Here is an 11,347-nt window from a genome sequence, read left to right on the forward strand (position 1 = left end):
TTGAATGAGGTTTACGCCGTGTCGCGCATCGGCAGCGCAAAGGCATGACGCAGCACATGCGCCAGACCTTGCAAAGCCAGCAGACCAAACCCGAGCGGGATCAGCGCCTTGAGCGCATAGCGAAACGGCAGCCCACCGGGATTGGGCGATCCTTCACCGCGCACATAGGACATGCCGACCCAGGACCAGGACAGTTTGATCAGCAAAACCCCAAGCGCGATGGTCAGCAGCCCGCCGACCACCTCGATCACTTGCTGCGCGCGGGGCGAAAAGCGTTCATACAGCACATCGACCCTGACCTGTTCGCCTGCATAGAGCGCATAGGACATGCCGAACAGCGCGATGGGCGAAATCAGATGCCACTGCAATTCCTGCGCCCAGACAGCGCCTGTGTTGAAAAGGTAGCGGGTGAACACATCACCCGCCACCAAGAGCACCAGCACCAGACAGAGCCATGCCGCAAGGATACCGAACAGCCTGACTGCCGCCTCCAGCGTCAGAACCAACCGCAAAAGTGCCGGTTTCATCTGGGTCACATCTCCAGAATGTTGTTGAACCACGACACTTCGCTGATCCGCGCCCAACCGTCATGGTCGGCCTTGAAAGCAAAATAGCTGTCATGCACCTTACGCGTGATCTCTGATGCGGCGGCCTCGGTTTCCAGCGTGTCCATCGTGGCTTCGCGCAAGGCAGCGATCACGCTGGCAGGCAGCGGCGCAGCAGTGACGCCGTGATTGGTCACCAGATCTGTCAAAGCGGCACCGTTGACCGATTCCGACCACAGCAGGCTTTCCAGACAGGCGGCTTGGCTGGCCTGACGCACCATCATCTGCAAATCTTCGGGCAGGTTGTCCCATGCGGCCTTGGAGATCAGCAATTCGCCGGTGGTCGCGGGTTCGTGCCAGCCGGAGGTGTGATAGAATTTCGCGGCCTGATGCAGCCCCAACGCGCGGTCCTGATAAGGTCCGACAAATTCCGCTGCATCGATCACGCCCCGTTCCAGCGCGGGGAAAATCTCGCCGCCGGGCAGCAGCCGGGTATCGACACCCAGCGATGCATAGACCCGCCCTGCCAGCCCCGGAATACGCATCCGCAACCCGTTGAACTGCGACAGATCCTCGACCGGTTCACGGAACCAGCCGGTCATCTGTACGCCGGTGGAATTCATTGGAAACGCGACAAGGCCGAAGGGTTCGTAGACTTCCTGCCACAATTCCAGCCCGCCGCCGTGAAACAGCCACGCCATATGGCCCATATAGGACATGCCGAACGGTACGGTCGTGAAATATTGCGCGGCAAAGACATTGCCCGACCAGAAATAGCTGTTCGAAGCGTTCATCTCGACCACGCCTTGCTGTACAGCGTCGAAGCCTTCGAACGCCGGGATCAATTCGCCGGCCGCGTAATGTTCGATGTTCAACCGGCCGCCCGACATGATGCGGATTTTCTCGATCATGTCAGTCGGACTGCCGCGCCCGACAGTATAGAACGGCGCGGTCGGGCCATAGCTGTTGGTCATGCGCCAGTTGAACGTATCCTGCGCGCGGGCGATGGTCGGGGCAGCGAGCCCCACTCCGGCAGCAAGGGCTGTGTTGGAAAGAAACTTGCGTCGGTCCACGATGTTTTCCTTTCAAATGATATCTGGTTTTTTCCACAATCGGTCGTGGTTTCGACGCCTAAGGTCAGCACCGGCCAGAGTCTCACATCGGGATACTGTTTTTCTGCATTGCAGAAATATTGTATACAATTTGGGCATAAATTTTTGCCTTTGAACACATCGTAAGCGCTCATCGAGGCCGGATTTGCGCTGATTTGAAGGCCGGGCATCGTCGGTCAACGCCCGATGGACCCAGACTTTGCGACATCAGCAGATGCGCTGAAATCTCAACCGGTCTGTCGCAGAGCGCAGGTGCCAGCGCTTTGGGGGACGGACGGCCCAATGATCTGCGGTCCATAAAGACGCGCTTTGGCACATGGCGATGCCGGACTTGGGCCGTCCAAGCGGGCAAGGTGGATCAGCGCTGATCCCCGCAGGCGATGATCGCATCACCCAAGTCGTGCGCAGCTAGAGCAATCCCAGCGCGAACCACGGCACCGCGATCACAAGCGCCAACCTGAACAAATCAGCGACCCAGAACGGAAAAACCCCGCGGAACACTGTCGCCAGTTTAATGTCAGGGATCACAGAGCGCATGACAAAGACGTTCATTCCCACCGGCGGCGTGATCAGACTGATCTCGGTCACAACGACCACGACGATCCCGAACCAGATCAGGACATCTTCCGGGTCACTGAGCAATCCGCTGCCGAAATTCAATTGCTGCACCACCGGGTAAAAGACCGGCACCGTCAAGAGGATCATCGACAGGCTTTCGAATACGCAGCCCATCACCAGATAGACCAGCACCATAAATCCGATGACCAGCCATGGCGACAGGTCCATCGCATAGATCAGATCCACCAGTTCAGCCGGTAGCCCTGCGAAATTGATGAAAATAGAAAAGATCTCGGCCCCGATAATGATCGCAAAGATCATCGCAGTCGCAAGCACGGTTTCGCGCACGGCCGTCCGGAATCCAGCCCAGTCAAGTCCGCGAATTGCCAGCGCCAGCGCCAATGCGAACAAAGCACCCATGCCGCCAGCTTCGATCGGCGTAAAGACGCCGCCGTAGATGCCACCCATGATGAAAGCGAACAGCCCGAGCGTTCCGAGAACACCGATCGTATCCCGGCGGGTCATGGGTGTAACCTCGCTCACTTCGGGGGCCTGTGACGGGTCAAGACGAACCGTGACCATGACCGCCAAAAGATAGAACAAAATGCCAAGCGCGCCGGGGATCAGCCCGGCAATGAACAGATCCCCGATATTGGATTCCGTCAGCAGCCCATAGATGATCAGGATGACAGACGGCGGAATGAGAATTCCCAAGGTTCCCCCGGCCGCGATGGCCCCCGAGGCGAGCCGATCATCGTAGCCAAACTTGCGCATTGGGGGCAACGCAACGCGGCTCATGGTGGCGGCGGTCGCCAAAGACGATCCTGACACCGCGGAAAACCCGCCGCAACTCAAGACGGTCGCCAGTGCCAGCCCGCCCCGCATCCGGCCGAACAGGCGATCTGCGCCGGCGAACAGACCCTGGGCGATACCGGATTGCGCAAGCACGTTTCCCATGAAGATGAACAAAGGCACGACCGACAGCGTATAGCTGAGCCCGGTGTCGAAGACAGTCGTCGCGATCATGGCACCCGCCGCACCTGCATCGCGCAGGATGGCAAAACCGACACCCCCGACAAGGGCCATCGCAAAGCCGATCGGAACGCGCAGAAAAACGAGCGTCAGAAGAACGGCGATGCCGATCAGAGCCGCCGTCATTTCCGCGCCGCCCGCACAAAACCGAAGATAGCGGCCACAAAACAGCTGGCCGCTGCGAAAAAGGCGATCGGCGCGAACGGAATTCTCAACGAAATAGAGCGTGTCCCGTCCTCGGCCTGGCGCAGGCCAAGCCCGTATAGCTGCCATGCAAAGAAAAGAAGGGCGACGGCCGTGATTCCCGCCGCAAGCCAAAGCAGATAGACGCCGATGCGTTCTGGCAGCACGGTTGCCAGAAGATCGACCTCGACGTGTCCGCCGGCCTGACTGACCAGCGGAAGCGCAGCGAAAACAAGGGCGCCCAAAAGCAATTCGGTCATCTCGAAAGCCCCTGACAATGGCGTATCGAAAAGATAGCGACCGATCACATCGACGCCGGTAATAAGCATGAGTGCAACGAGAAGCAGGCCCGAGAATATCTCGAGCCCGCCAGACAGGATACGCAGCATCAGTTCATCGCTGCTTGGATACCAGTCATTGACCGCAGGCGTTCCAGCGCGGCCAGTCCATCGCGCTCTGTGCCAAGGCCGACGGCCCATTCCTGTTCGGCCTTGTTCGCGACCTCTTGGATGGCAGACAGAACCTCTTGATTTGCCGGGCTCGTCACAATGCCCGCCTCGGCAATCTCGTCTTCGGCGGCATCGTCTGCGTTGTTCCAGGCGTCTCCAACCCGCTTGGCGAAGGCGAGGCCAGAGATTTCGCTGATGGCCTGTTGGTCCTCCGGGCTGATCTGCTGCCATTTGTCTTCGTTCATGACGAGGAACCAGGTCGTGTTGTAAAGACCGCCCGGAACGGTCATCGAATGTGCGATATCCTCGGTCAGGTTGAAGGCGGTCAATGCCTCTTTGGTGAAGGTCGCTCCGTCAATGACGCCGCGCGAAAGCTGCTCGTAAACCTCTGTGGAGGAGGTGAAGACCGGCGTCGCACCAAGGTCTTCGATAAGCGTCGCCGTATAGCCGCCCGGGACGCGGATCTTCAGGCCACCGAAGTCATCGGGCGTCTCGATCGGACGCTCTGCGTTGTGAAAAACACCGGGGCCGTGCGTAAACAAGCCAAGGATATGCGTCCCCGCGTGATCCTCTGCTGCGCCAAGGTCTTCGGTGTAGACGGTGTAGAACGCCTCGGAGACGCTGACAGCGTCATCCCCCAGAAAAGAGAACTGACCGACTTGGCTGGCGTCGAAGCGGTCGTCCTGGCTGAACGAATGCAAACCGTAGGTAATGTCTGCAACCCCGTCGCGGGCCATGTCGAAATGTGCAGGGGGCGCACCAAGCGGCGAAGCCAGAACCCGGACGCTGACGCGGCCCTCGGTCACGGCCTCTACCTCTTCGGCCCACGGCTTCATCGCATTGACCACAACCGGATGGCGCGGCGGCAGCCAGCTTGACATGACAAGTTCCATGTTCTGCGCAAAAGCGGTGCCGCCCCCCGACAGCAAGCTTGCGGCAACGACGCTAAATCCCAACAATTTTCTCATCTGCTTCTCCCAAAGTTGAGGTCTCCCCCTTTGCCAGCTAAAGATTGCATTTGTAACTATCAATTGTTTTTGGAAATTTCTTTCAGTCGGGCAGATCCTCGAACGCAGCGAGCCGCTGAAGGCAATCAATCAGCAAGGCCTTTTCGCCAACGGAAAAATTTGCCATCAAATCAGCGTTGTGCTGTTTGGCGACGCCGACGAGATCATCAAATGCCCGCTGCCCCCGCGGTAGAAGCGTCAGGATCTCGGCCCTTCTATCCTCGGCAACTTCAAGCCTGGCGACGAATTTCTTCTCAACAAGCGCATGAACAGCCCGGCTGATCTTGGTTTTGTGCAATTTGGAAAGCTGCCCGATTCGGGTCGCGGTCATGTCACCATAGCGCCCAAGGTGGAACAGAACCCGCCATTCCGTCCGGAGCATCCTGTAGCGGTCCTTGTATATCTGCGAAAAACCGATGCTGGTTTTCTCGGCAGCTTGATTGAGAAGGTATGGAAGAAAGTTCCGCAGATCAAAGTCGCTCATGTCGTCATCCTCAAAGTTTGGCCTTGTTGGTTGCAAAAGCAACTACTATCACTCTTCGCAACAGTACGGAGAATTGAATATGAACGTCCAGAAAAGGATTTCTGGCCTGACACAGGCCGCCATCCCCCAAGGCACCACAGCAGGTTACATGCCGGGTTTCGGCAACGATTTCGAGACCGAGGCCCTTCCCGGGGCTCTTCCGCAAGGCATGAACTCGCCACAAAAGGTGAACTACGGCCTTTATGGCGAACAGCTTTCTGGCACTGCCTTTACAGCCCCCAGCCACCAGAACGAACGGACCTGGTGCTATCGCATTCGCCCGTCGGTCAAGCATCAGGGCCGCTATGAGCGTATTGAACTGCCGTACTGGAAAACCGCGCCGCATATACCCGAAAACGTAACGTCTTTGGGACAATACCGCTGGGATGCCGTGCCCCACAGCGATCACAAGCTGACCTGGCTGACCGGAATGCGGACCATGACGACCGCGGGCGATGTGAACACGCAGGTCGGGATGGCCGCACATATCTACCTTGTGACGGAATCGATGGAAGACGCCTATTTTTACTCTGCCGACGGTGAATTGCTTGTCGTCCCGCAAGAGGGAAAACTGCGCTTTGTCACCGAACTCGGAATCATCGACATCGAACCGCAGGAAATTGCCATCATTCCACGCGGACTGGTCTACCGCGTTGAAGTGCTGGACGGACCAGCACGCGGATTCGTTTGCGAAAACTACGGCCAGAAATTCGACCTGCCCGGACGTGGACCGATCGGCGCGAACTGCATGGCCAACCGGCGCGACTTCAAGACGCCTGTTGCCGCATTCGAGGATCGCGAAACGCCCTCCACCATGACCATAAAGTGGTGTGGCCAGTTCCACCGCGCGGATATCAAGTATTCTCCGCTCGACGTGGTTGCATGGCACGGCAACTATGCGCCCTGCAAATACGACCTCAAGACATATTGCCCCGTCGGCGCGATCCTGTTCGACCACCCCGACCCGTCGATCTTTACCGTCCTGACCGCGCCGTCGGGCATCGAGGGCACTGCGAACATCGATTTCGTGTTGTTCCGAGAGCGTTGGATGGTGATGGAGGACACGTTCCGCCCCCCTTGGTTCCACAGAAACGTCATGTCGGAGATGATGGGAAACATCTACGGGCAATACGATGCAAAGCCGCAAGGCTTCGTGCCGGGCGGTCTTTCCCTGCACAATTGCATGCTGCCCCATGGCCCGGACCGCGAGGCCTTTGAAAAGGCATCGAACGCCGACCTTCAGCCCGACAAGCTGGACAACACCATGTCCTTCATGTTCGAGACCCGTTTCCCCCAGCACTTGACCGAGTTCGCCGCAAAAGAAGCACCTTTGCAGGATGATTACGTGGCGTGTTGGGAAGGGCTGGAAAAGCATTTCGACGGAACACCGGGCCGGAAATGACTGCCGCCAAAGACAATCACACGGTTCCGAATGGAATGGGCAAGGATGAAGGGAGATCGGCTTGCTGAAGAAAAGCTGGATCGACAGTGCAAACGACGCTGCAGGAGAGTTCCCCCTCAACAACCTGCCCTACGGCGTGTTTTCGACTGACCGCCTGTCGCCGCGCTGCGGTGTCGCGATCGGCGAGATGATCCTTGACGTCGCGCGCCTCGAACAGGCCGGGAGGACCGGAACGAAAGACCTTTTGCAGAACGCGACGTGGAACAAGCTGATGGCCGCAGGCCCGTCAGTATGGTCGGCGTTGCGTCAGAGCCTGACACACCTTCTGGCCGAAGCCGCGCCTGATCGCGCGATGGTGGAACCGCTTCTGGTCCCGATGAGCGAGGCGACCCTGCACCTGCCGCTGCAAGTCGCCGAGTACACCGATTTTTACGCAGGCAAACAGCATGCCCTGAATGTCGGCACCATGTTCCGCGGACCGGAAAACGCGCTGCCGCCGAACTGGCTGCACATCCCCATCGGCTACAATGGCCGCGCCTCGACAGTGGTGGTGTCCGGCACCGACATTCGACGCCCCGTGGGCCAAACGAAAGCCAGTGACGCCAAGATGCCCAGCTTCGGTCCAAGCAAGCGGCTGGATATCGAACTGGAAATGGGTGCCATCGTCGGCATGCCGTCGCAGATGGGCGAGCCGATCACCACAACCCGCGCGCAGGAGATGATTTTCGGCTACGTCCTGCTGAACGACTGGTCGGCGCGCGATCTGCAGGCGTGGGAATACCAACCGCTGGGCCCGTTTCAGGCCAAGGCGTTTGCGACCTCGATCAGCCCGTGGATCGTCACACGCACGGCGCTTGCCCCGTTCGCGGTGGATACGCCGGAGCGCGAGAAAGAGCTTCTGCCTTACCTCAAGACTGACTTTCCCGCAAATTACGACGTGACACTCTCGGTCGAGATGAATTGCCACTGCATAAGCCGCACCAACATGCGCGAACTGTACTATTCTGCCGCGCAGCAGCTTACGCATCACGCCTCTTCGGGGTGCGCGATGCGGACAGGCGATTTGCTGGGGTCAGGCACGATATCGGGACCTGACCCGTCAAGCTATGGCTCCCTGCTCGAAATGACCTGGGGTGGGGAAAATCCGCTCGATCTTGCGGGTGAAACCCGGACCTTCATCGAAGACGGTGACACGCTGACACTGAAAGGTCACGCCCAAGGCGACGGCTACCGCATCGGCTTCGGCGCCTGTACCGGCACCATCCTTCCCGCCCCGAAGTTCCCATAAAACGACGATAGGAGGTCACATGGCCAAAGCATTCGCATCTGCCGGCGACATGGCGGACAAGAAAATCAGCTTCACCGAAGTCGGTGAGGGCCTGTGGGCCTTTACCGCCGAGGGCGACCCGAATTCAGGTGTCATCATCGGTGACGACAGCGTGATGATAGTAGAGGCGCAGGCCACACCGCGCCTTGCCAACCTCGTGATCGAAAAGGTGCGCGAAGTCACTGACAAGCCGATCACCCATCTTGCACTGACCCATTATCACGCCGTGCGCGTGCTTGGCGCCTCTGCCTACCATGCGCGCGAGATCATCATGTCGGACGTCGCGCATTCCATGGTCGCCGAGCGCGGACAAGAGGATTGGGACAGCGAATTCGATCGCTTTCCGCGCCTGTTCCAAGGGCACGAGAGCATTCCCGGTCTGACGTGGCCGACCACGACATTCAGCGAAAAGATGTCGGTCTATCTGGGCAAACGTCGCGTCGATCTGATGAAAATCGGGCGTGCCCATACCGCTGGCGATATCGTTATTCACGTGCCCGATCAGAACGTGATGTTCACCGGGGATATCGTCGAATATCACTCGGCCTGCTATTGCGGCGACGGTCACTACACGGACTGGCCGCAAACGCTCGAAGCAATCCGTGCATATGATCTCGATGCGATCGCACCGGGTCGCGGCGACGCCTTGGTGGGACGTGACAAGGTAAACGCGGCACTCGACAATACCGCCGATTTCGTGGCCTCGACCTATGACGCGGTAAAACGGGTCGCAGTCAAAGGCGGTTCGCTTCAGGACGCAATGGCCCATGTGCGCGAGGTCTGCGATCCCAAGTTCGGCGACTACGCCATCTACGAGCATTGCCTGCCGTTCAACGTGGCCCGTGCCTATGATGAAGCGCGCGGCATCGACACGCCCCGCGTCTGGACGGCCGAACGCGACAAGGAAATGTGGGCAGCCTTGCAAGGCTGAACGCGGTCCCCTTGTCGACCCGGATGGGCAAACGCCCGTTCCCGATCACTTGAGAGGAAACGTCATGTTAGATGACCGAGACACATTGGCGCACCGCCTTTATCCCTACGCGCGTTCCGTCGATCAGGATGCCAAGGGCACCGCGCATTATCCGGCGGTGGTGATCGGTGGCGGCCCGGTCGGAATGGCGGTGGCACTCGATCTTGCCCAGCAAGGTATCGAAACGCTTGTTCTTGATGACCATGAAGGTGTGGGCGAAGGATCGCGCGCGATCTGCTTTGCCAAACGCACCTTGGAAATCTGCGGCCGTCTTGGCTGTGGCGATGCCATGGTGGACAAAGGTATCGTCTGGAATCTGGGCAAGGTGTTTCACGGCGAAGACAAGGTCTTTGAATTCAACCTTCTGCCCGAGGGCGGCCACCGCCGACCCGCCTTTATCAACCTCCAGCAGCCCTATTTCGAGAAGTTCTTGGTTGAACGGATCCGCCAAGTTCAGGAACAGGGCGTGCCGATCCAGATCCGTGGCAAGAACCGCGTCGAAAGCATCGCGACGCAGGACGACGGCGCACGGATCGAGGTGCTGACGCCCGATGGCCCCTATCACATCACGGCCGACTGGGTGCTGGCCTGCGACGGGGCCGGATCGCCGACCCGAAAGGCGCTAGGTCTTGGCTTCGAGGGCACCGTGTTCAAGGATAGTTTCCTGATTGCGGACGTGCGGATGAAGGCCGATTTTCCGGTCGAACGGCGCTTCTGGTTCGAACCGCCGTTTCGCGGCGCGGGAGACTCGGCACTTCTGCACAAACAGCCGGACGATATCTGGCGGATCGACTTCCAGATCGGCTGGGACGTTGATCGCCAGCAGGAATTGCAAGAGGATCGTATTCGCGCGCGCATCGACGAGATGCTGCCCGATACCGAATACGAGATTGTCTGGACCTCGATCTACACGTTCCAGTGCCGCCGCATGGCATCCTTCCGCCATGGTCGCGTGCTTTTCCTAGGTGACAGTGCGCATCAGGTTTCGCCCTTCGGTGCAAGAGGCGCCAATGGCGGCGTGCAGGATGCCGACAATCTTGCCTGGAAGCTTCGGATGGTGCTGAAAGGCGATGCGCCCGAAACGCTGATTGACAGCTATGATGCGGAACGGTGCTATGCGACCGACGAGAACATCCGAAACTCTACCCGATCGACCGATTTCATCACGCCGAAATCCCGCATCAGCCGTATCTTCCGCAATGCCGTCCTGCACCTGTCCCGCGAACACGACTTCGCACGTCCTTTCGTGAATTCCGGGCGCTTGTCGATGCCTTGCATCTATGACGGATCACCGTTGAACACAGCCGATGAGCTGGCCCAAGGTCCTGACTTGGCCCGGCCCGGCGCCCCCTGCCCTGATGCACCGTTTGAAAACGGCTTTCTTCTGGACCGTCTTGGCACGGAATTCCTGCTTCTTGGCATCGGGCAGGAGGCTGTCACAGTGCGGGGATTACGTAGCCTGTCGATCCCAGATCCGACCGAAGAGATCCGCGCGCGATACCTTGGTTCGGCTGAACGGGCGCTTTACCTGATCCGCCCCGACCAGCATGTCGCTGCACGGTGGGAAACCGCGCCGCCATCCCGGATCATGGCAGCATTGAACCGCGCAACTGGAAAGGACATGGTATGACCGCGCTTGTCACGACCCGCAACATCAACGCCCCCGACGACGCTTATGACCTGCTCCTTGCGGCGCATGAAGGCTTGACCGAGGAGGAAAGCGACGCCCTCAACGCACGGCTGATCCTGACATTGTTCAACCACATCGGCGATTTTGAGGTCATTCGCGAGTCGATCGCGGTCGCCCGGCAGTGACTGCGGTCCTCTATGATTACTGGCGCTCTACCGCAAGCTATCGGGTTCGGATCGCGTTGAACCTTGCCAAGGTTGACTATACGTCGGTGCCGGTCGATCTTGTCGCCGGGAGCCACCGCACCGTCGAACATATGGCCCGCCTGTTGATTGTCACTGAGAACTGACCCGGCAGCAGCAGAAATTGTCATCGAGAATTGACCCATGTGCAACCTTACCCCGGCTTGAATCAGCTGGGAGCACTTGGAGTGATAGACATGGGATTTTTAAAAGTTATCCGGAAATGGGCGCTGCGTGACAAGATGCCCATTCGCGAGATCGCGCGGCGGACGGGCGTGTCTCGCAACACGATCAAGAAGTATTTGCGGGAGGGGATTGTTGAACCTGCGTTTCACGCGCCAGATCGTCCCAGCAAGCTGGACCCTTA

General features: G+C 58.9%; 12 protein-coding genes and 1 pseudogene. 7 read left to right on the forward strand and 6 right to left on the reverse strand.

Annotated features, from left to right (window positions below):
- Positions 1–11 precede the first annotated feature (11 nt).
- The 6 genes from H147_RS0114350 to H147_RS0114380 form a co-directional block, all read right to left on the reverse strand.
- Entirely contained in the window at positions 12–527 is a 516-nt protein-coding gene (locus tag H147_RS0114350; RefSeq protein WP_019956079.1) for a TRAP transporter small permease subunit, read from the reverse strand.
- A 5-nt stretch (positions 528–532) separates the two neighbouring features.
- The gene (locus H147_RS0114355) at positions 533–1,618 is read right to left on the reverse strand and encodes a TRAP transporter substrate-binding protein (RefSeq protein WP_026352557.1); all 1,086 of its coding nucleotides are present in this window, start codon (positions 1,616–1,618) and stop codon (positions 533–535) included.
- Between the two features lie 447 nt (positions 1,619–2,065).
- Positions 2,066–3,373 (reverse strand): TRAP transporter large permease, encoded by a 1,308-nt coding sequence (locus H147_RS0114365; protein WP_019956082.1) that lies wholly within the window; start codon positions 3,371–3,373, stop codon positions 2,066–2,068.
- A complete protein-coding gene (locus tag H147_RS0114370; protein ID WP_019956083.1) occupies positions 3,370–3,819 on the reverse strand; it encodes a TRAP transporter small permease in 450 nt (149 codons plus the stop codon). Before H147_RS0114370 ends, H147_RS0114365 begins: the two co-directional genes overlap by 4 nt.
- Positions 3,819–4,976, reverse strand: a complete 1,158-nt coding sequence (locus H147_RS0114375) for a TRAP transporter substrate-binding protein (protein WP_245541152.1) — start codon at positions 4,974–4,976, stop codon at positions 3,819–3,821. The genes H147_RS0114370 and H147_RS0114375 overlap by 1 nt, the downstream gene beginning before the upstream one ends.
- A complete protein-coding gene (locus tag H147_RS0114380) occupies positions 4,930–5,370 on the reverse strand; it encodes a MarR family winged helix-turn-helix transcriptional regulator (protein WP_019956085.1) in 441 nt (146 codons plus the stop codon). Before H147_RS0114380 ends, H147_RS0114375 begins: the two co-directional genes overlap by 47 nt.
- A gap of 79 nt (positions 5,371–5,449) precedes the next feature.
- On the opposite strand from H147_RS0114380, the gene hmgA reads away from it, so the two are divergent.
- From hmgA to H147_RS20580, 7 genes and pseudogenes are all read left to right on the forward strand, one after another.
- Positions 5,450–6,811 (forward strand): homogentisate 1,2-dioxygenase, encoded by a 1,362-nt coding sequence (gene hmgA / locus H147_RS0114385; protein WP_019956086.1) that lies wholly within the window; start codon positions 5,450–5,452, stop codon positions 6,809–6,811.
- A 61-nt stretch (positions 6,812–6,872) separates the two neighbouring features.
- Positions 6,873–8,099, forward strand: a complete 1,227-nt coding sequence (fahA, locus tag H147_RS0114390; protein ID WP_019956087.1) for a fumarylacetoacetase — start codon at positions 6,873–6,875, stop codon at positions 8,097–8,099.
- Positions 8,100–8,118: 19 nt separating this feature from the next.
- Entirely contained in the window at positions 8,119–9,069 is a 951-nt protein-coding gene (locus H147_RS0114395; RefSeq protein WP_019956088.1) for an MBL fold metallo-hydrolase, read from the forward strand.
- A gap of 64 nt (positions 9,070–9,133) precedes the next feature.
- A complete protein-coding gene (locus H147_RS0114400) occupies positions 9,134–10,738 on the forward strand; it encodes an FAD-dependent oxidoreductase (protein ID WP_026352558.1) in 1,605 nt (534 codons plus the stop codon).
- Positions 10,735–10,923: a DUF2783 domain-containing protein gene (locus H147_RS0114405; RefSeq protein WP_019956090.1), complete on the forward strand. Its 189-nt coding sequence runs from the start codon at positions 10,735–10,737 to the stop codon at positions 10,921–10,923. Before H147_RS0114400 ends, H147_RS0114405 begins: the two co-directional genes overlap by 4 nt.
- Positions 10,920–11,063 (forward strand): annotated as a pseudogene (locus H147_RS20575) (thioredoxin domain-containing protein); the annotation flags it as partial. The gene H147_RS0114405 and the pseudogene H147_RS20575, both read left to right, overlap by 4 nt.
- Positions 11,064–11,177: 114 nt before the next feature.
- Positions 11,178–11,347: helix-turn-helix domain-containing protein (locus tag H147_RS20580; protein WP_019955989.1), on the forward strand; the 170-nt coding region annotated here is incomplete at its 3' end.

This window comes from Yoonia vestfoldensis DSM 16212, assembly GCF_000382265.1.
Taxonomy (GTDB): domain Bacteria; phylum Pseudomonadota; class Alphaproteobacteria; order Rhodobacterales; family Rhodobacteraceae; genus Yoonia; species Yoonia vestfoldensis.

Bases quoted from the DNA above. Each gene is read 5' to 3' on its own strand.
- H147_RS0114350 (WP_019956079.1), bottom strand. From the start codon at position 527: ATGAAACCGGCACTTTTGCGGTTGGTTCTGACGCTGGAGGCGGCAGTC.
- H147_RS0114365 (WP_019956082.1), bottom strand. From the start codon at position 3,373: ATGACGGCGGCTCTGATCGGCATCGCCGTTCTTCTGACGCTCGTTTTT.
- H147_RS0114370 (WP_019956083.1), bottom strand. From the start codon at position 3,819: ATGCTGCGTATCCTGTCTGGCGGGCTCGAGATATTCTCGGGCCTGCTT.
- H147_RS0114380 (WP_019956085.1), bottom strand. From the start codon at position 5,370: ATGAGCGACTTTGATCTGCGGAACTTTCTTCCATACCTTCTCAATCAA.
- hmgA (WP_019956086.1), top strand. From the start codon at position 5,450: ATGAACGTCCAGAAAAGGATTTCTGGCCTGACACAGGCCGCCATCCCC.
- H147_RS0114395 (WP_019956088.1), top strand. From the start codon at position 8,119: ATGGCCAAAGCATTCGCATCTGCCGGCGACATGGCGGACAAGAAAATC.
- H147_RS0114400 (WP_026352558.1), top strand. From the start codon at position 9,134: ATGTTAGATGACCGAGACACATTGGCGCACCGCCTTTATCCCTACGCG.
- H147_RS0114405 (WP_019956090.1), top strand. From the start codon at position 10,735: ATGACCGCGCTTGTCACGACCCGCAACATCAACGCCCCCGACGACGCT.